General features: G+C 67.5%; 21 protein-coding genes. 16 read left to right on the top strand and 5 right to left on the bottom strand.

What is annotated here, in order from left to right:
- Positions 1-44: 44 nt before the first annotated feature.
- Positions 45-1,199, bottom strand: coding sequence for a putative sulfate/molybdate transporter (locus tag K2R93_11500; protein MBY0490456.1), 1,155 nt, complete (start codon positions 1,197-1,199; stop codon positions 45-47).
- Between the two features lie 75 nt (positions 1,200-1,274).
- Between K2R93_11500 and K2R93_11505 the strand changes: the two genes are divergently transcribed.
- Genes K2R93_11505 through K2R93_11580 form a run of 16 tightly spaced genes read left to right on the top strand, consistent with a single transcriptional unit; the run spans position 1,275 to position 15,832 of the window.
- Positions 1,275-2,774, top strand: a complete 1,500-nt coding sequence (locus K2R93_11505) for an NAD(P)/FAD-dependent oxidoreductase (GenBank protein MBY0490457.1) — start codon at positions 1,275-1,277, stop codon at positions 2,772-2,774.
- A gap of 56 nt (positions 2,775-2,830) precedes the next feature.
- The gene (locus K2R93_11510) at positions 2,831-3,799 is read left to right on the top strand and encodes an ATP-binding cassette domain-containing protein (GenBank protein ID MBY0490458.1); all 969 of its coding nucleotides are present in this window, start codon (positions 2,831-2,833) and stop codon (positions 3,797-3,799) included.
- On the top strand, positions 3,792-5,087 hold the full coding sequence (locus K2R93_11515) for an ABC transporter permease (GenBank protein ID MBY0490459.1): 1,296 nt from the start codon (positions 3,792-3,794) through the stop codon (positions 5,085-5,087). Before K2R93_11510 ends, K2R93_11515 begins: the two co-directional genes overlap by 8 nt.
- A 38-nt stretch (positions 5,088-5,125) precedes the next feature.
- Positions 5,126-5,326, top strand: coding sequence for a hypothetical protein (locus tag K2R93_11520; GenBank protein MBY0490460.1), 201 nt, complete (start codon positions 5,126-5,128; stop codon positions 5,324-5,326).
- A gap of 48 nt (positions 5,327-5,374) precedes the next feature.
- Complete coding sequence (locus K2R93_11525; protein MBY0490461.1) at positions 5,375-5,542, top strand: Flp family type IVb pilin; 168 nt, start codon at positions 5,375-5,377, stop codon at positions 5,540-5,542.
- Positions 5,543-5,557: 15 nt separating this feature from the next.
- Complete coding sequence (locus K2R93_11530; protein MBY0490462.1) at positions 5,558-5,743, top strand: Flp family type IVb pilin; 186 nt, start codon at positions 5,558-5,560, stop codon at positions 5,741-5,743.
- Between the two features lie 7 nt (positions 5,744-5,750).
- Entirely contained in the window at positions 5,751-6,299 is a 549-nt protein-coding gene (locus K2R93_11535; GenBank protein ID MBY0490463.1) for a prepilin peptidase, read from the top strand.
- Complete coding sequence (locus K2R93_11540) at positions 6,296-6,766, top strand: pilus assembly protein (protein MBY0490464.1); 471 nt, start codon at positions 6,296-6,298, stop codon at positions 6,764-6,766. Before K2R93_11535 ends, K2R93_11540 begins: the two co-directional genes overlap by 4 nt.
- A gap of 46 nt (positions 6,767-6,812) precedes the next feature.
- Positions 6,813-7,772, top strand: coding sequence for a Flp pilus assembly protein CpaB (gene cpaB, locus K2R93_11545; protein MBY0490465.1), 960 nt, complete (start codon positions 6,813-6,815; stop codon positions 7,770-7,772).
- Between the two features lie 44 nt (positions 7,773-7,816).
- Positions 7,817-9,031: a pilus assembly protein N-terminal domain-containing protein gene (locus K2R93_11550; GenBank protein MBY0490466.1), complete on the top strand. Its 1,215-nt coding sequence runs from the start codon at positions 7,817-7,819 to the stop codon at positions 9,029-9,031.
- Positions 9,032-9,046: 15 nt separating this feature from the next.
- A complete protein-coding gene (locus K2R93_11555) occupies positions 9,047-10,282 on the top strand; it encodes a P-loop NTPase (protein ID MBY0490467.1) in 1,236 nt (411 codons plus the stop codon).
- Between the two features lies 1 nt (position 10,283).
- Complete coding sequence (locus tag K2R93_11560; protein MBY0490468.1) at positions 10,284-11,726, top strand: CpaF family protein; 1,443 nt, start codon at positions 10,284-10,286, stop codon at positions 11,724-11,726.
- 15 nt (positions 11,727-11,741) lie between these two features.
- Positions 11,742-12,689 carry a type II secretion system F family protein gene (locus K2R93_11565; GenBank protein MBY0490469.1) on the top strand — a complete coding sequence of 316 codons (948 nt, stop codon included), beginning with the start codon at positions 11,742-11,744 and terminating at the stop codon, positions 12,687-12,689.
- 47 nt (positions 12,690-12,736) lie between these two features.
- Entirely contained in the window at positions 12,737-13,657 is a 921-nt protein-coding gene (locus K2R93_11570) for a type II secretion system F family protein (GenBank protein ID MBY0490470.1), read from the top strand.
- Between the two features lie 27 nt (positions 13,658-13,684).
- Complete coding sequence (locus K2R93_11575; protein ID MBY0490471.1) at positions 13,685-14,860, top strand: hypothetical protein; 1,176 nt, start codon at positions 13,685-13,687, stop codon at positions 14,858-14,860.
- 15 nt (positions 14,861-14,875) lie between these two features.
- The gene (locus tag K2R93_11580) at positions 14,876-15,832 is read left to right on the top strand and encodes a serine/threonine protein kinase (GenBank protein MBY0490472.1); all 957 of its coding nucleotides are present in this window, start codon (positions 14,876-14,878) and stop codon (positions 15,830-15,832) included.
- 33 nt (positions 15,833-15,865) lie between these two features.
- On the opposite strand, the gene K2R93_11585 is transcribed toward K2R93_11580, so the two are convergent.
- From K2R93_11585 to K2R93_11600, 4 genes are all read right to left on the bottom strand, one after another.
- Positions 15,866-17,482, bottom strand: a complete 1,617-nt coding sequence (locus tag K2R93_11585) for a serine/threonine protein kinase (GenBank protein ID MBY0490473.1) — start codon at positions 17,480-17,482, stop codon at positions 15,866-15,868.
- An 85-nt stretch (positions 17,483-17,567) separates the two neighbouring features.
- Entirely contained in the window at positions 17,568-17,978 is a 411-nt protein-coding gene (locus tag K2R93_11590) for a BrxA/BrxB family bacilliredoxin (protein ID MBY0490474.1), read from the bottom strand.
- Positions 17,979-18,003: 25 nt separating this feature from the next.
- Positions 18,004-18,390, bottom strand: a complete 387-nt coding sequence (locus K2R93_11595) for a co-chaperone GroES family protein (GenBank protein MBY0490475.1) — start codon at positions 18,388-18,390, stop codon at positions 18,004-18,006.
- A 38-nt stretch (positions 18,391-18,428) separates the two neighbouring features.
- Positions 18,429-20,045, bottom strand: a complete 1,617-nt coding sequence (locus tag K2R93_11600; protein MBY0490476.1) for an FAD-dependent oxidoreductase — start codon at positions 20,043-20,045, stop codon at positions 18,429-18,431.
- Positions 20,046-20,050 lie beyond the last annotated feature (5 nt).

A 20,050-nucleotide genomic window follows, 5' to 3' on the forward strand; every position in this document is an offset into this window, starting at 1 on the left:
CCCACGGTCCATAGTGGTCCGTGTTCCGACGTCCGATTCCGACGTCAGACGGTCTGAAGCCCGCGACGGCGAAGCCGCACGATAGGCAGCGCTACCACCGTCCCCGCCACCAGCGCGATCGCGTACCCGTACGGCGCAAATGCCGCCGTCACGCCGCAGCCAATGGCCAGCATGAAAGCGGGCCAGTCGCCCCACTGGTCGCGCGAGAGCCAGAGTACAGCGCCGGCCTCCACGACCAGGAGCGTGCCCAGAATGGGGCCCGGCACGAGGCGCTGAAACGCCGCCGGGTCACCCACGAGGAACAGGCCAGCCAGCAGGAGCGCACTGCCGTAGAGGATCGCACTGCCACCGGTGCGCGCCCCGAAGGCGTAGTGGCCCGCGATCCCCCCCGACCCGTGACAGACCGGCAAGCCGCCCAGCGGGGCCGCGAGCAGGTTCATGAGGGCGTACGTCGTGCCGATGCGCTTCACCGTGAGCGGCTCGCGCTCGGGGAAGAAGTCCGCCACCACCTGCCTGGTGGCGAGCACTGAGTTGCCGAGCGAGAGAGCGATTTGCGGTAGTGCGAGGAGCCCCGCCGCCTTCACGAACTCGTCGGTCGTGGGCCACTGTCCGCTCCACTGCGGCAGATGAAAGCCGACGGGCCCGGCGACAGTCGCCGGCCAGGTGTACGCCGCGACGGCGGCACCAAGGCCGAGCACCACGAGCGCCGCCGGCACTTTCTTGTTGCTGCGCAGCGTCAGCACCGTCACCAGTGCCACCGCCGCCAGCAGCCAGCCACGCGCGCCATCGCTCGGCAGGAACTGCGTGAAAGCGAGCTTGGCGAGCTGGAGGCCCAGTCCGATCTGAATGCCCCGCACGACCATCTTGGGAACGACGCGCGCGATGCGCTCCAGAAGCCCCGTCTGTGCGAGCAGCAGCATCACCACGCCGACAATGAGCCCACCGGCGGCGAGCAAGGTGGGGGCGATCTTGCCGGCAATGGCAATCGCCGCCATGGCCTTGAGCGGCTGCACGGGCATCGGCAGGCGATAGACAAGCCCGGAGCCAATCTGGAGTGCGCCAAACACCACGAACGCGGTGGTAGGGTCCATCCCGGTGGCCAGCACCACACCGACCAGCAGCGGCAGGTCTGTGCCGAGATCGCCGAACGCACCGGCGAGTTCATGGCGAGAGAACGCCAACGGCGCACGCGTGTTCATGACCGGAAAAGATACTCACCGGGCCAACCGTGCATCTGGCGCCGGATCATGGGGCTGCGTCAGCTTTCCGTCACCATGGAATCACCACTGCCCACCACTGTGATCATTGGCGCGGGGCCGGCCGGATTGACGGCCGCGTACGTGCTGGCGGGGGCGGGCTATCCGGTCACGGTGCTCGAGGCCGACCCCACGTATGTGGGCGGCATCTCGCGCACCGTGCGCTTCAAGGGGTTCCACTTCGACATTGGCGGCCACCGCTTCTTCTCCAAGTCGGAGCGCATCGAAGCGTTGTGGCGTGAAATGCTCCCCGATGATTTTCTCGAGCGCCCGCGCTCGAGCCGCATCTTCTACAACGGCCAGTTCTTCGCCTATCCGCTGCGCCCGGTGCAGGCGCTGTGGCAACTCGGCCTCGTCGAGTCCGCGCGCTGTGCACTCTCCTACGCGAAAGCGCGCCTCCGTCCCAATCCGGCGCCGCGCACCTTCGAAGAGTGGGTCACGAACGCGTTCGGCGAGCGGCTCTATCGCATCTTCTTCAAGACCTACACCGAAAAGGTGTGGGGCATGCCCTGCACCGAGATCTCGGCGGACTGGGCGGCGCAGCGTATCAAGGGCGTGTCGCTCCGTTCGGCGGTGATCACGGCCCTGCTGCCCTCGCGCCGCGCCGGGATCAAAAGCCTCATCGGCACCTTTCAGTATCCACGGCTCGGGCCAGGGATGCTCTGGGAGCGCTGCACCGACGTGATCCGGTCCCGTGGCGGTGCGGTGACGCTCGGTCGTACGGTCACCGATCTGGCGCAACGGGACGACGGCCGCTGGATCGTGGGGCACGTCGGCACCGATGGAATGCGCGCCGAGCAGGTGGCCGATCACGTCGTGTCATCGGCACCGCTGCGTGATGTCGTGGCGCATCTCACGCCGCCACCGCCACCGGCGATGCGCGAGGCGGCCTCGCGTCTTGGGTACCGCGATTTCCTCACGGTGGCGCTGATGCTCCGCGATCGGGAGCGCTTCAGCGACAACTGGCTGTACGTGCACGATGACACGGTGAAGGTCGGCCGTATCCAGAACTTCAAGAGCTGGTCGCCGGCGATGGTCCCCGATCCGACGCTCACCTGCCTCGGCCTCGAGTACTTCTGCTTCGAGGGCGACGGGCTGTGGGCCAGCAGCGACGCGGATCTCGTGGCGTTGGCCACCCGCGAGCTGGTCCAGCTGGGGCTCGCCGACGCGGCCGATGTCGTGGACGGCTGCGTGGTGCGCCAGCCCAAGGCGTATCCGGTGTACGACGACGAATACGCGGAACGGGTGCAGGTGATTCGCGACGGGCTTGCCGCCCACTATCCGAACCTGCATCTCATCGGCCGGAACGGGATGCACAAGTACAACAACCAGGACCACGCCATGATGACCGGCCTGCTGGTCGCCGAGAACATCGTGGCGGGGCGGGCGCTGCATGACCCGTGGCTGGTGAATGAGGACGCCGAGTATCTCGAGCGATTGACACCGCGGTCGACTCCCGCCGTAGGATCGAGTGGCGCGAGTGGGCTGCGGGCGGTTCCCACGCGCGTGGCGCCCTGACGACTTCCAGACATCCGTTGCCGTCGTCGGCGCGTGCGTTCCCCTACTTTTCCGGTATGACATCCCTCGCCATCGATATTGCGGGCGCCGTGAAGCGATACGATCACCATGTGGCGGTGAAGTCGCTCTCTCTCGCGGTCCCCACCGGCAGTGTGTACGGCTTGCTCGGCCCCAACGGCGCTGGCAAGACGACCACCATCCGGATGCTGCTCAACATCATTGCGCCCGACGAAGGGCGCATCCACGTGCTGGGAAAGCCCAACAGCGATCCCGCCCTGGTGGACCGGATCGGCTATCTCCCGGAGGAACGCGGGCTGTACCGGAAGATGGAAGTGCGTCGCGTCCTCCGCTTTTTGGGCGAGCTCAAGGGGCTGGGGGGGCGTGATCTGGAGACGCGCATCGACGCGTGGCTCGAGCGCATGAGCCTGCGCGGCAACGGCGGGGCCGACTGGAGCACCAGCAAGGTCGACGAGCTCTCGCGCGGCATGCAGCAAAAGGTGCAGTTCATTGGCGCCCTGCTGCACGACCCGGAGCTGGTCATTCTCGACGAACCGTTCAGCGGCCTCGACCCGATCAACGCGCAGGCGCTCAAGGACACGGTGGTCGACCTCCGCAAGCGCGGGCGCACCGTGATCTTCTCCACGCATATCATGGACAATGCCGAGCGGCTGTGTGACTCGGTGTGCATCATTGCCGGCGGCGAGAAGGTGCTGGACGGCGCGGTGTCCGCGGTGCGCGATGCGCACGGCACGCGTCTAGTCGCCCTCGGCCTCGACGGCGCGCCCTCACCAGCAGTGCAGGCCGTCCTTGCCGATCGTGGGCTGGTGCAGCGCGTTGATGATTCCCATCGCTTTCTGGAGATCGAACTCGCCGCCGGGACGAACTCGCAAGCGCTCCTGCACGCACTCGTCGGAGCCGGTGCCGTCATCGAGCGGTTCGAACGCGTGCGGCCGTCGCTGCATCGCATCTTCCTCGAAAAAGTCGGGGCCACCCATGTGGAAGCGGGGATGAGCGGACATGGCTAACAGCAAGCTGATGGCGGTGATTCGCCGCGAATACATGGAGCGGGTGCGGTCGAAGTGGTTCGTGATCGCGACGCTCTTCGGCCCCGTGCTCTTTGGCAGCCTGATGTTCCTGCCGGCGCTCATCGCGTCGAAGAACAAAGACGGGAACGCGAGCGCGAACATTCACATCATCGATCTGTCCGGTGTGCAGCTGGGTGATCGCCTGGCGACCTACCTGCGGGGCGGGGTCACGGGGGCGAACACGACCGACGGGCCCATTGTCCATACGATCTCGCGCGACAGCCTGGCGCCGGCGGAGTCGCTGGCCACGCGCGCCGTGATGGACGGACGGGTAAAGGGCTACCTGGTGGTCGACTCCGCGACGGTGCTGACGGGCAAGGCGCGCTACGCCGGCAGCAACACGACCGCCCTCTTCGACATGCAGCGCCTCGAGAAGGCCGTCCAGCGCCAGGTGCTGGACTTGCGGCTGGAGGCCTCGGGCATCGATCCCGATCTCGGACGCCAGCTCACCTCGCTCAATGCCGTCGTGAGCACGGAACGCCTGACCAAGGAGGGTCGCGGTGGCTCCGGCCAGGTGAACTTCTTCTTCGGGCTCGCCGTCGCGATGCTGCTCTATCTCACGATCTTCATTTACGGGCTCAACGTGTTGCGCGGCGTGCTGGAGGAGAAGCAGACGCGCGTGGCCGAAGTGGTGATCGCGAGTGTGCCGGCGTCCAAGTTGCTCACGGGCAAGGTGGTGGGGGTGGGCGGCGTGGGCTTGACGCAGATCGTCCTCTGGCTGGTGATGGGACTCGCGATGTATCAGGTGCGCGCTCCGATCCTCGCGAAGTTCGGGGCGGCGGACACGCCGCTCTCGTTGCCGAGCATCTCGGTTGCGACCGGGGCTATTCTCGTTGCGTTCTTCGTGCTCGGGTTCATGTTCTACGCCGGCCTCTTCGCTGCGGTTGGCTCCACGATCAACAGCGAGCAGGAAGCGCAGCAGGCGCAGATGCCGATCGTGCTGCTCCTCGTGAGCAGCATCATGTTCGCGCAGAACATCCTGATGCAGCCGGATGGGATGCTCTCGCGCGTGCTCTCCACGCTCCCGTTCAGTGCCCCGATCATCATGCCGCTGCGCATGACGGTGGCGCCGGTGTCGCCGGGTGAGATTGCGCTGTCGTTGGCCAGTGTGGCGATCGGCGCGGCGGTCGCGGTGTGGCTGGCGTCGCGGATCTATCGCGTGGGGTTGCTCATGTATGGCAAGCGCCCGTCGATCGGTGAGGTGTTGCGCTGGGTTCGGGCACGGTAGGCGCTCAGCGATCACTGCATCTCGATGATGCAATCTTCATGAACACTCTGTCATTCACGTATGACAGAGCGTTCTTTTCTTGTGATGTGTGGTTTCTCTACGTCGTTGTGTTGCTTTTCTTCGTCAGGGAAACCCGCGCCGATTGTGTGATGTTTGCCGACTGGAATGTGACGGTTGCGTCACCATTTTCGTGGCGGATCCCTGATCCACCGCAACGCCAGCTCAGTGAGGGCGGCTGACGAGGCGCTCACTGGAGCCCTCCGGACAGAGAGGCGGTTATGTCGACGATGACAACGCTCGTCCGCCGGTTTACTGCGGATGACTCGGGTGCCTCGCTCGTCGAGTATGGGATGCTGGTGCTGCTGATTGCGGTGGTGGTCATTGGAGCCGTCACCACGCTCGGCACGAAGATCAACACGGGCTTCGGCAAGGTGAATACGGCGCTGCCGAACTAGACACGATGTCGTCGTATGTGGTACGCGACACGTGAGTCTCGCCTCCGCGCCTGGCGCGAGGACGAGCATGGCGCCTCGCTCGTGGAGTACGGCCTACTCGTCCTGCTGATCGCGCTCGTTGCGATTGCCACCGTGAACACGTTCGGCTCCAAGGTGGCTGCGCTGTTCACGGAGGCCGACGGGAAGCTCCCCAACTCCTGAGGGACCGATGTTCCGCCTGACCGATAGTCCGCTGTGGATACCCCTCGCTGGAGGGTTGTTCACCGGTGCGCTGGTGATCGCATCCGCGGCAGACGTTCGGTCACGACGGATCCCCAACGGGATGGCGGCGGGTCTCCTCGGCATGGGCGTGCTGGTACAGCTGGTGGGGCACGGGGTGGCGGGGCTCAGCACCGCCACCCTTGGCGCTCTCACGGGGCTGGCGATCTGGTTGCCGTTCTGGTTGCTCCACATGATGGGCGGCGGCGATGTGAAGCTGTTTGCCGCCGGAGCCGCGTGGCTTGGACCGCTGGGCGCGGCCGAAGGGGCGATGCTCGCCGGATTGTGCGGTGGTCTGCTCTCCCTTGGCTGGCTCCTCTGGACACGCGGCGCGGGATACACCGCGCTTCGGCTGCAGCTCGGGGTGCGCCAACCGCGTCAGCTGCACGAGCCCTCGGTGGATGCGCGTGATGCACGCGTGCCCTACGCGCTCGCGATGACCGCCGGGCTGCTGCTGGCCTGGTGGAAACCCGGGCTCATTCTGGGAGGTGTCGCATGACCCGTTCCCTCTCCTGGTGGCGCGCGATGCGGGCGCAGCAGCGGCGCCTGCGGACCGACGAACAGGGTGCCACGCTCGTCGAGTTCGCGATTCTCGTCACGCTGCTCCTCACCCTGGTGTTCGGGGCGATCGACTTTGGTCGCGCGCTCTACACGTCGAACAACTTGACGGCGGCCGCCCGAGAAGCGGCGCGGTATGCCGCGCGCTTGCCGAATCCGGGGGCGGAACTCGCCGCCATTCGCGATACGGCCGCCGCGGTCATGTCTCCCTTTGGCAACGCGCCCGTGGATGCCGCCACGCAGGTCGTCGTCACGTGCAAACCCGGCTGCAGCACCTCCGCGCTGCAGTCGATCGAAGTCCAGATCAATTATCCGTTCACGTGGCTGACGCCACTGCCGGCGCTGATGGGCAAGTCGCTCACCCCAACGCTGCGGGCGCGCGCCACCTTCCGGTGGGAAGGCGCCTGACACCGCCGCCGGCGGTGCCGAGGATCTCGTCTTCAGGGAAGGCGTTATGGACCTCAATCGTTACTCCGTGGTTCTGGTGGTCGCGCTCGCGACCGCAGGCAGTGCCACCTTCGGGGTGTACCGCCTGATCGAGCGCACGCGCGCCCAGAACCAACTCGTCCTGGCGCCCGTCGTGATCGCCAGCCAGGACATTCCCGAAGGGGCCGCCCTGATGCGCAGCGCGCTGTCGGCGGAGCGGTGGCCCGCGGCCTCGGTGCCCGACAGCGCCTTTGGCCAGATCGACTCCGTAGTCGGACGCGTGACCCGCATCGCGGTGTTCAAGGGCGAGGCCATCATCCCCGGACGCCTCGCTCCACTCGGCACCGGTCAGGGCATTCAGGTCAAGATCACGCCGGGCAAACGGGCGATGGCCGTCCGCATCGATGATGTGGTCGGGGTGAGCGGCCTGATTCAGCCGGATTCCCGCGTGGACGTCCTCGTGACACTGCGCGAGCAGGGCGACGATCGACAAGTCTCCAAGCTGTTCATGTCGAACATGCGCGTCCTGTCGGTCGGAACGGTCGATCGGGCGGCGCGAGACAACGAGCCGATCAAGGCCACGACGGCCACGCTCGAGGTCACGCCCTTCGAGGCGGAGCGCCTGGCCGTGGCGATGCGTGATGGCACGATCCAACTGGTGCTGCGCGGCTATGGTGATCCGGACTCGATCGTGACGAAGGGCGCACGGACGGAGGACGTGCTGATGCGCGACCCGCCGCCGCCGCCACAACCCGCGCCCGAGAAAGCGGGTGCGGCACGCCCTCGGATCGTCGTGCGCTACCTCCCGGCGCCAACGCCGGCACCAACGGTGGCGCCGCCCCGTGACTCGGCGGTCATCGCACCACCGAAGGCGCCCGATTCCGTCGCGGTGCAGGTCATCCGGGGCGACAAGGTCACCAACCAGAAGTTCGAGAAACGTGATTCGAGCAAAAGTGACTCGGTGAAACGGAAGCCGCCGCTCCCCTGACGACTCGTCACCGGGCCTTCCCCTTCATTCAGTGGGAGCGTCCCGTGCGTACCACCATGTCCGCGCCACGTCGTGGCCAACTCGTCAGACTCTGGCAGGTTCTGGCACTGCTGCTGTTCTTCCTGCTCTTGCTCGCCTCGCGGGCGATCGCGCAATCGCCCGTGTCGTCCGACACCATTCTGCGCATCAGTCTCTCGGTCGGGCGATCGCTGCCCCTGACCACCCCCGATCCGATCACCCGGGTCGCCGTCGCGAACCCCGAGATCGCCGATGTGGTCGTGCTCGGTGAGCGCGATCTCGTGATCAACGGGAAGGCGAACGGGGAGACCGATATCGTTCTCTGGGCGGCCAACCGTCCACGGCTCCACTACCGCGTGAGCGTCCGTGCGCCGAACGACCGGCGCATGGTGCTGCTCGCGGTCCGTCTCGCCGAGGTGCGCAAGGATGTGCTCCGGCAGATCGGCGTGTCGGGGCTGCACAAGAACGACGGCAGGAATACGCGCGTCGGGACTGGCCTCTTCAAGTCCGACAACGCGATCGATCCCGAGAAGGGGACCATCACGATTCCAGGAGAGACGCGCTTCCTGACCATCCTCTCCGACTTTGGCACGAAGCAGTTTCTCGCGCTGCTGGAAGCTGAGGAACAGGGCGGACGTGCTCGCCTGCTCGCCGAACCGAACCTGCTGGCGGCCGATCGCGATTCGGCGTCGTTCCTCGCCGGCGGTGAACTCCCCATTCCGATTGTCCAGGGCGCGGCGATGGGCGCTGGCCAAGGTGGGCAGGGCTTCGTCACCATCACGTATCGTGAATTCGGTGTGCGGCTCCGCTTCTCGCCGGACATCGTCAGCGACAGCCTCATCAAACTGTTCGTGCGGCCGGAAGTCTCGAGCCTCGACTACGGCAATGCCGTCACGCTCAACGGCTTCCGCATTCCCGCCCTCCGGACACGACGCGTCGAAAGCACCGTGGACATCCGGCGTGATCAGTCGGTCGTGCTCTCCGGGCTCTTCAACGAGGAACGGGAACGGGTGCGCACCGGTGTGCCGTGGCTGATGAACGTCCCGGTGCTGGGCGCCCTCTTCTCGAGTTCACGCTGGCAGAACGCGGAATCGGAACTGCTGGTGATCATCACCCCGAGCATCATCGATCCCGCCAACGTCGGCGCAGAACTGCTCGCGCAGCCGCGTACGCCGGGCTCACTCCCGGCGATCGAGGCCCTCCGAAAGCGCCCCGCGTCCGACACCTCGAAGCGGCAGTAGGTGAAGGGGGATATCATGCGTGAACGCACCGTACTGATCGTGGGCGACGCCGCCCGGCCGGCCGACGTGGTGCTGCCGGTCCTCACCCGCTTCGGGTTTGCGGCGCCGGACACGGTGCCCTCCCTGGCCGCGGCGGCGAACCGGCTGCGTTCCACGCATGCGGATCTGGTGCTGCTCCCCATCGATGGCCTGGGCCCGGTGGAATCGGCGCTGATCGAACACGACCTGCGCCGAGCGACGCCGTTTCTGATCGGCGTCGCAGAGGCGGCCACACCAGAACTCATGTTGGCGGCGATGCGCGCGGGGATCGCCGAGTTCGTGGCGTCGCCGATCACGGTGCGCGAATTCGAAGGCGCCGTTGACCGCCTCTCCCGACGTATGACGACGCCAGTGCGGGCGGCGGGCACCACGATCGCCGTCTACTCGGCCAAGGGAGGGTTGGGCACCACCACGGTGGCGGTGAACCTGGCCGCCGCCTTGGCCAAGGCCGATCCGACGCGTCGGGTGGCTCTGGCCGATCTGGTCGTGGTGGGTGGCGACGTGCGCGTGCTCCTGGATGCCACCCCCACCTATGACATCGGCGATCTGATGGCCAAGGTGGACCGCGTCGATGCCGAGTTGCTCAATGCGCTGCTTACACCGGGGCCCGATGGGATCTGGATTCTGCCCTCGTCCGACAAGGCGGAAATGCTCGACCTCATCGACGCCAACGCGGCGACGAGCATTCTTGCCCACCTCCGCTCGCACTTCCAGTGCGTGGTGGTCGATACCGAGCACTATCTCGGCGAACGCACCCTGGCGGCGCTCGACACCGCCGATCACATCGTGCTGGTGACGCAACTCTCGGTGCCGGCGCTCCGCAGCACGCAGCGCACGCTGCAGCTGTTCGAGCGCCTCGGCTATGGCGCCCACAAGGTGCACGTGGTCGTGAACCGCGCGAACGCCGAATCGCCGCTCTCGATGCGCGATGCCGAAGGCGTGCTCGGACGCGCCATTCGCTGGAAGCTGCCGAACGACTTCGATGCTTGCACGCTCGCGACCACGCGTGGCGTACCGGTCATCGATCTCGATGCAGACTCCGCGCTGACCCGCAGCTATCGCGACCTGGCGGTCCGCCTGGTCCCCGGCGGAGCGGCCACGGCGCCGACAGACACCCTGCCGGCGGCCCCGACTCGCGACGACGGTTCCTCGCCGCCCGACTCTCGTCCGGATTCACGCAAGGGGCGGTTGTTCCGCCTTGCGGGGAGATGATATGCCTACGCTACTCGAACGCCTGACGGGAGTGCCCGCACCGACGGCGACGCTCACGCCCTCCCCCACGCACAACGGTACCGAACCGCCGCACGGCGATGGTCGACCACGCCCCACACCGGCCTCCGTGCAGGAACGGCTCTCGCGCAGCTTCACCCCGCGCCGGCTCGACGTGGAAGCGCTGAGCCCGGTAGACCAGCTCAAGGTCGATCTGCACCGTCGGCTCATTGATCGCCTCGACCTCGAGGTGCTCGAGCGGATCGAAGATCCCGAGCAGCTCGACCGGCAGATTCGACAGGCGGTCGCCGAGTTTCTGCGCACCGAGAGCACGCCGCTCACGCAGGCCGAGCGCGACGAGGTCATCGAACAGATCGTGTATGAGGTCACCGGGCTCGGGCCGATCGAGCCGTTCTTCCGGGACCCGACCATCTCCGACATCCTCGTGAACGGCCGGAACAACGTCTACATCGAACGGAAGGGACGCTTGGCGCGGGTACCGGTCTCCTTCCGCAGTGACGCTCACCTCATGGCGATCATTGACCGCATTGTGAGCCGTGTGGGTCGACGCGTCGATGAATCATCACCCATGGTGGATGCCCGCCTGCCGGATGGGTCGCGTGTCAATGCCATCATTCCACCGCTGAGTCTCGACGGCCCGGTGCTCTCGATCCGTCGATTCGGCGCGCAACTCGCGATGCCACAGCTGATCGAGAACGGCACGCTGACGCGGGAGATGGCCGACCTGCTCGCCGCGTGTGTAGAGGCGCGCCTCAACATCATCGTGTCAGGCGGAACCGGCTCGGGCAAGACGACGCTCCTGAATGCGTTGAGCGTCTACGTGCCGTCTACCGAGCGCCTGGTCACGATCGAAGACGCGGCCGAGCTGCGGCTGCAGCAGGAGCATGTGGTCCGGCTCGAAACGCGCCCGCCGAACGCCGAGGGGCTGGGGCAAGTCGTGGCCCGCGACCTGGTGCGGAACGCGCTACGCATGCGCCCGGATCGCATCATCGTGGGTGAGGTGCGTGGCGCCGAGGCGCTCGACATGCTGCAGGCCATGAACACCGGCCACGAAGGCTCCCTCACCACGATTCACGCCAACTCACCGCGGGATGCGTTGGCGCGCGTGGAAACCATGATCCAGTTCGCCAATACCGCGCTGCCGCTTCGGGCCATCCGGGAACAGATCGCGTCCGCACTCGAAGTGATCGTGCAAATCGCCCGCATGGCGGACGGCTCACGACGTGTGGTGTCGATCACCGAGATCACCTCGATGGAAGGCGACATCATCTCCACGCAGGAGCTCTTCCGGTTCCGTCGACGCGGGATCGCCGAGGACGGCCGGGTGATCGGCCACTTCGAAGCGACGGGCGTCGCCCCGACCTTCACGGAACGCTTGCATGTGGCGGGCGTCGATCTGCCGCCCAGCATGTTCCTCGCCTTGTGAGCTGTGGGAGGCGTTATGTCCACCGTCGTGCTCTTTCTGGTCTTTTTCGGCACGCTCCTCCTGGTGCTCACCGCCTACGGTTACATGAATCGCGGGCGCCTCGAAGCGCTGGCGGCACTCCGCTCGCGCGGCACGCCTGGGAGCGCCACGGCGAACCTGGAGATTCTGCGTGATGTGCGGGCGAGTGCGGTGCCGCTGCTCGATCGCCTGCTCCATCGCATTCGCATCACGCCGCTGATCACCCATGCGCTGGCCCGCGCTGGCGTGCATTGGTCGGCGGGGGAGTTCGTGATCGGCAGCGTTCTCCTCGCATCGCTGGGGCTCCTCGCCACGCCGCGCTTCGGCCTGTTCGTGTCGGTCCCCCTCGCCTGCGTCGGGGTGGCGCTTCCCACGATGGTCGTGGCGTTCCGCACCCGGAAGCGGCTGGCGCACTTCGCCATCCAGCTCCCGGATGCGATCGACATGGTTGTCAACGCCATGCGCGCCGGCTTCTCCTTTCAGGCGGCGATGAAGTTCGTGGGCGACGAGATGCCGAAGCCGGTCGGTGAGGAATTCATGGCGTTCTACGATGCACAGCGCCTGGGGATCGATGTACGCTCAGCGCTGCTGGATTTGCAGGAGCGGGTCGGTACGCTGGATGCCAAGATGTTCGTGACCTCGCTGCTGATTCAGCGTGAAACCGGCGGCAATCTGACCGAGATCCTGGGTGGACTGGCGACGTTGATCCGTGATCGCGGCGCGCTGATGGACCAGATCGATACGCTGACCGCCGAGCCCAAGTTCACGGGAGCCATTCTGGCGGCGCTCCCGATCGTGGCGTTCGCGGCGATGATGCTGCTCAACCCCACGATGATGCAGCCGATGTTCGTGTCGCGCACCGGACAGCTGATGCTGGGATACGCTGCACTCTCGATCGTGCTGGGCTACCTCATGGTGCGTCGCATTGCGCGCATCGCGTTCTGACGGCGTCGTGCTGATCACGTCGTTCTGCTTTTGACGAGGGAGCGGGTATGTCGACCTCACTCATGATGCTCATCGCGGTGCTCGTGATTGCCGCCTCGTTCGCCGCCTGGGCGGTCGTCGGAAATCAGGCGCGTGCCGCGGTGATCGGCCGGGCGACCGAGCGGCGCGGCCGCGCCGCCCGTCTCCCGCCCCTGCTGACCCGTGAAACGCCATCCATGGCGCGACATGTCGAGCACGCGATGACCAGCCTGCTGCCCGATGGCATGCTCGATCTCAGCAACGCGCGCCGGCTCGTACGCGCCGGGTTCGATCACCCCTCCGCGCCGGCCCTCTACGTGTTCCTGCGAGTGCTGTCGGTGGCGGTCTTTCCGGCGCTCGCGTTGATCACGTTGCGCTACGCGGCGCCGGTGCTGCTCTTTACCGGGATCGGGGTGAGCGCCGTGCTGGGACTGCTGCTCCCTCCGGTGGTGCTGCGGCGACTCGAGCAGACGCGTCAACGACGGGTCGTGCATGCCATTCCGGACTGCCTGGATCTCCTGCTCGTGTGTGTCGAGGCGGGCGTCTCGCTTGATGCCGCGCTGTTGCGCGTCGGACGTGAGATGCAACTGGTGCACCCGGATCTGGCCGAGGAGCTGTTGGTCATCAACCGGAAGTCGAATGCCGGCATGCGCCGCGAGGACGCCCTGCACGGATTGTACGACCGCACCGGCGTGACCGAACTGCGGACGCTCGCCTCGGCCATGATCCAGAGCGAAAAGTGGGGATCATCGATTGGGCGCGTGCTGCGCGTGCACTCGGAAAGCTTGCGTCGCAAGCGGCGGCAGGTGGCGGAAAAGACCGCGGCCCTGGCCGCCACCAAGATGGTGTTCCCGATGGTGCTGTTCATTCTGCCGGCGCTGTTTGTCGTCATCGGTGGCCCGATGGTCCTGGGCCTCGACACGATCTGGACCGCGCTCGGCTTGCAGTAGCGCCTCACGGGCGCTGAGGAGGGGCCGATGAAACGCACCAGCCTGTGGTATCTGCCGGCGCATTCCCGGGAATCCGTGACGCGCCGCCGTCGCGGATCGATCCTGATTCTCGTGGCGAGTCTGCTCGTCGTACTCCTCGGCGTGGTGGCATTCGCCGTGGACTTTGGCCGCATGTATCTCGATCGGGCGCAGGTGCACGTGTCAGCCGATGCCGCGGCCTTGGCTGGCGCCGACCGACTGCTGCGCCTCGCACCAACCCGCGGCGCCGACTCCGCCATCCGCTATGGGCAGTTGAATCTGGTGGAGAATGTGGCGCCCACGATTGGCAGTGCCGACGTGGTTCCCGGCCGGTGGGATTTCAGCCGCCGGACGTTCACGGCGACGGGCTCGTGGACGGCGGCGAACACGAATGCGGTACGGGCCACCTCCCGCTATACGGCGCACTATCTGTTTGGTCGTATCTATGGGTTCGAGACGAAGCTGCGATCGGCGACGAGCATTGCGGCGGTCGGCTATGCGTCACGGACGCCCTGCGTGCGCCCCATGGTCGTGCCCTATCAGGCGATGCTGGACATGCTGTTTCCGCCGGCCGGGTCGCAGACGAGTGCCACCCATCCGTCGCTGGATACCACCGATGTCCGCCGACTCGCTCAGCTGACCATCGCCAATGAGATCACCCTCGCCGGCAAGGGCAATGGCCCGCTCGGCTCCGGGACCTTTGGCGGCGTGCGTCTCCCACCGATTCAGTACGCCGATGGCAGCGGCGGCAATCCCTGGAACAACGCCAGCAACAACTGGGAGTACGGGCTTGGCGTCACGTGTGACTCACTCGCGCAACGTATTGCGGCGTACGGCGGCCGGCCCACCATCGGCGTCGGCGACCAGCTCGCCGAGGACAATGGGGTCACGACGTCAGCGCAGAGTGCGGGCATCGAACGGCTGTGCAACAACGAGGGTGGCGGGACCGTGCCGGCCACCCCGAAGAACAACGCGACGTTCAGTTGTGTGAATCCGGTCCCGGTGAAAGTGGCGGTTTCGGAGGCGCTGGTGAGTGGGCGATTCACCGTGAAGTTCATCGGCGTGTTCGCGGTGACCGGATACACCAAGAACACCGGTATCCGCGGCTACTTCTCGTCCATCGCGTCCACAGGCGCGTTCTCGGGGACGCCGAGTCCGGTGAAAGCCATCGCCCTCGTGCAGTAGCCTCGGGAGGCTGTCATGATCACGCGAGCCGCCTTCGGTGAGCAGATCGCACGGCGCCTCGGCGAGCGATTTCACGACGCCCGCCTGTTGCACGCCGGCGAAAATGGGCTGGTCTTCAGTGCCCGCGATCCGGCGGCGCACGGAGAGCGGCGCGCGGTGCGCGTGCCGTACCCCAACGAGGGCACCGACGCCGGGCACGCCATTCGCTTCCGGCGCCTGGTGGCGCTCGCGCAGGCGGTATCGCACCCGCACATTGCCCGCGTGCATACGACAGAGCTGATCGATGGACTCGAGGTGGCGGTAACGGAGCTGGCCGGGCCACTGCGCGTCGATCACCTGATCGTGGCGACGCGCCCACCGACGGTGCACCGCATCCTCACCGTGCTGCGCGAAATCGGTGAGGCGCTTGATCTGCTCCACGCCGCCGGGATCGTACACGGGGCGCTGCGTCCCTCCCGTGTGCTGCTCGACGCGAGCGGGCACGTGAAGCTCACCGGGATGCTGCTGCGCGCCGGTGAGACGCCGCCCCATCCGGCGTTGCGGCCGGCGGCTGTTGGCGATCCCGCCTATATGGCACCGGAGCAATGGCACGCCGAGATGGCGACGCCGGCGATGGACCGCTATGCCGTGGGCGTGATGGCCTATGAGCTGTATACCGCCGAACCGCGTGTCACGCATCTGGATGCTTCGGTTGCGGTCCATCCGCTGCAGATCCCGTTGCAACGCCCGCTCCGGCCCGATGTCCCACTCGCCGTGAACGAGGTGCTCCGGCGCGCCACGCACGCAGATCCCGGCATGCGCTATGCTTCCGTGCGCGAACTCGTGGACGCCTTGGAGCGGCCGCATACCCCGGTATCGGCACACGCCGTGGCGGCGCCAGCGCCTGAAGCGGGCAGTGCCTCAAGGATCAGCCCGCGAATGTGGGGGTTGATCGTCGCGCTGATTGCCGCGCTGCTGCTGCTGCTCACGTGACGCACACGCCGCGCGTGTGGCGCGGCGCGGGCGCTAGCCGCGCGGCGGCGACAAAATGCGCTCGCCTACCCGGCGCACGATCCGCTCCAGCTCCGCCTGTTTCTTCTGCGATGAGCGCATGAACAGCCAGCGCGCGCCGGTGACCGAGAGCGCCATCGATCCCAGCAGCGCGAGGACGATCTGCGGCGGGTTGTGCGACGCCGCTCCAACGATGGCGGCAATGGCGGTGCCGCCGCCGACCCCGGCGCCACCGGCGAGGCCACCAAACAGGCCGCCGGCGATTTGCGACGTGTCTTCGAAGGCGCGGATGGTCGTGCGCCCATTCCGACTCGACACCGTGACCTGCAGCGTGCGCGGCATGCCCTTGCCGGGCGTCGGCGTGGTATTCACGGTGAGCGTCCGCCCCACCGCGCTCACCGTGACCAGCTGGCCGATCGCCGCACGCAGTTCGTCGGCGACATCCTCGAACTCTTCGGGGCGCAGTTCACGATCGATGACGGCGGTGTATTCGATCTTGGTCGGCGCACCGAGGAACGCGTTGACTGGAGCGAGCATGGCGTCGCCGGGCTTCACGGCCACGGCGGCCGCCGCGGCGGCCTGTCGCTCCACGAGCGCGCGATTCACGAAGCGTTCGTCGATGCCGGCATCAACGGCCGCCGCGCGCACCTCGTCGGCGGCGTAGCCACGCGTCAGCAGCTCCGCCGGCTCGCTGAAGTTCGCCGGGCGCGCCTGAGCGCTGGTATCCGCTTGCAGCTCCGCCGCGCGCGCCCAGACCTGCTGCGCGTCGGCGGAGGCCATACGCGTCGAGGGGCGCCCCTCGGGTGCCGGCATCGCCTCCGGGGATACGCCCAGCCGGATCGGGCTCATGGGCATTTGCAACCAGGCGAGCACCTCCTCGAGGAGCGCGCCGGCCGAGGCGTAGCGGCTCGCCGGCACCTTGGCGAGCAAGCGGGAGACCATGCGATCGATGGCGCCGTCCACACCGGGCACCAGCTCCCGCAGGAACGGCGGGGTCGCATTCACATGCGCTACGAGCACGGCCGGTGCGGTGGCGCGCTCGAAGGGGAAACGCCCCGAAAGCGCGTAGAACATCAGCACCCCCAGGGCATAGAGGTCGGAGCGCCCGTCGAGCTCGTCCCCCTGCACCTGCTCGGGGCTCATGTAATGCACCGTCCCGAGCACCGTGCCCGTCGCCGTCATGGGCTGCGCTTCGGTGACGCGCGCGATCCCGAAGTCGGTCACCATCGCGTGCCCGCGCCGATCGATCAGCACATTCTCGGCTTTGATGTCGCGGTGCACCACGCCCTGCGCGTGCGCATAGGCGAGGGCCTCGGCGAGCTGTCGCACCATCGGCATGAGGGCGCCGGTCGTCAGCGGCCCGTCACGCGCGATCCGCTCGGCGAGCGACTCACCATCGACGAGCCCCATGACGAAGTACACCACCCCGTCGTGCTCGGCCCCCTGGTAAATGGGCACGATGTTGGGGTGCGACAGCGAACCGGCCGTACGCGCTTCGCGCAGGAACCGCGCGCGCACGGTCGCATCATTCGCGAGGTGTGGCGGCAAGGTCTTGATGGCCACCGCGCGCTCGAGGCGCTCGTCGATGGCGTGGTACACCACGCCCATCCCACCACGCCCGATTTCGCGCACCAGGCGAAATTCTCCCGCCACCGCGCGCAGCAGCGCGGCGGTGGTCGGGTCGTCGGGGCGCAGGTCCTGACTCAGCGGAGTCGGCTCAGCAGTGTGTCTCGAACGCCTGCTGGAGGTCGGCCGCGATCTCCTGCGCGCTCCGCCCTTCGATCTGCCGCCGCTCGAGCATGAACACCACATCGCCGTCCTTCATGAGCGCGATGCTCGGCGAGCTCGGCGCATAACCGGTGAAGTACTCACGCGCGCGCTGCGTCGCCTCCACATCCTGGCCGGCAAACACGGTGGTGGAGCGCTGCGGCTTCTTGGTATGGCTGAGCGCCATCGCGACGGCCGGGCGGGCGTTGCGCGCCGCGCAGCCGCAGACGGAGTTCACCACGACCAGCGTGGTGCCGCTCGCCGGCAGCGTCGCATCGACCGCTTCGGCCGTGCGCAGCTCTTCCACGCCCAGGCGCGTGAGCTCCTGACGCATGGGGATCAACAGCTGTTCGGGATACATCATATCGCGATCCTCTGAGTGAGACTCAGTAATCCGGAATGTCTTCGCGCGGCTCCCGCACGAGGGCGAGAATCGCCGCCTGCGGCACCACGAGATACTGCTCGTTTTCGAACGTGATTTCGACCGCGGCCTTGCGGAAGAAGAGCGCGTAGTCGCCCACCTGCGCCTGCATCGGCACGTAGCGCGCTTCGCGCCCCGACGCGCCACCGATGCGCCACGGCTCGTCGCCCTGATCGGCAAGATCGGGCAGCGCGAGCCCCGGGCCGGTGGAGACGATCTCCCCGCCCTGCACCGCCTGATTGTCGACGGCCGTGGGCGGCAGATAGAGCCCGACCTTCGACCGCTGTTCGCCATCCTCGATTTTCACGAGGACGCGGTCGCCCACCACAATGAGACGTTTGTTCTTGCTCATACCCGACAATTTAGGGGGGTGGGAAGGGCCCGGGCCCGCTATCCGCGCGTTTTCCGACTGCCCAGCCGACTCGCCGCCGCCTCGGCCGCCCGGACACCGTGCCACTGCGCCTCCTCGAACAGGCTGAAGCCACTCAGATCGGCGTGGGCCACGAGCAGCCCCGGCGCCGGCTGCCAGCGGGCCAGCGCCTCGGTCCGTGACAGCAGCCCGGGGGTCGGGCGCGCCATCGCATGCCCCCAGCGCATCACATCGATCCGGGCGACACAACTGGCAATGTCCGGATGGGCGCGCGCGAGATCGGCCACGATCTGGTCGCGCCAATCGCTCCAGGGGCGCGCCTGAAGCCACCGCCGCGCCTCCGTGGCTGGGCGATCCACGACGGCGTGATACCAGGTCCACACCGTGGGGAGCGACTCCGCGCCGAGGTGCTGATGCGCCGCGTTCACGTAGCCCAGCGACGGGCTGTCGTAGAGGACGTTGTCCCAGGCCAGCGGCGATCCCCGCTGCGCCGGCAGCCGATCGAGGACGAGGTTGGCGACCACCCACGGCGCGTACTCGAGCGCCACCGGGACCGTGATGTCGGGCGCGACGCGCGGCAGCACGAACAGGGGCGCGCTCCAGATCACAACCTCGGCGTCGAGTCGTACGGTCGGCGTGTCCACGACCCAGCGGGATCCACGTCGCGCGAGGCGAAGAGCGGGCGCATTGGTCAGCAGCCGCGCGCCGTCATCGGCGGCGCGCCGGGCGACAACCCGCCGCGTGAGCTGCTGGGCGATCCAGTCGTTGCCTTCGGGCCAGGTGAGAGGCCCCTGCTCGTCCGCCTCGCGGGCGGCAAAGTAGTGCACGGCCGCCCACGCGCTCGCCTGCGTGAGCGACGCCCCATAGTCGTCGCGGGTGCCGTACTCCACCCACCACCGCAGCGCCTTCGAGGTGAACCCCTGCTGCGTCAGCCAGGCGTCGGCGGTCTGCGCGTCGAGCTGCTCGACACGCTGGCGTACCGTCGCCAATGCGGCCCGCCGCCGTTCATGCGCCGGGGCACTGGGCACCGCGAACGCGCGGGTCGCCCGAAACTCGGCGATGCGCTCGGCGAAGCGGGTGAACTGCGCGCGCTCAGCCGGTGGCAGCGCATCGAACGGCTCGAGCCCCTCGTGCCAGCGGCCGTGCTGAAAGATCCGCTCCTGCGGGGTGTGACAGAGCGTACGCTCGTCGAAGCGCCCGTCGGCCCCCAACACGCCGAGATCACGCAGCAGGGCGCGCACGTACGTGGCATCGGCCGCCGGCACCGGCAGATAGTGCGCGCCCCACGGGGCGGCCTGTCCGATGGACGGGTAATAGGCAGCCTGCGCATTGCCACCCGTACGCGCGCCCAGCTCGCACACCACCCAGTCGTGCACGCCCAGGGCGTCGAGCTGCCAGCCCGCGGAGAGGCCGCCGATGCCGCCGCCTACAATGGCCACCGAGACGCGCCGGGTCGGTCGCGATGCCGGGAGCGTGGCCTTCCCGTCGCGCAGGGCATGCCCCGCGGTGCTGTGGTCCTCCGCGAACCCGCCGCGGATTACACGTCCCTTCGCGGAGAGCCCCGCCAGCGCGGGCGCCGCCATCGGCATGGCCGCCAGCGCCGCCAGCTGGCGCAGCGCATCCCGTCGCGACGTCACCGACG

It is taken from the genome of Gemmatimonadaceae bacterium, assembly GCA_019752115.1.
Classification (GTDB): Bacteria; Gemmatimonadota; Gemmatimonadetes; order Gemmatimonadales; family Gemmatimonadaceae; genus Gemmatimonas.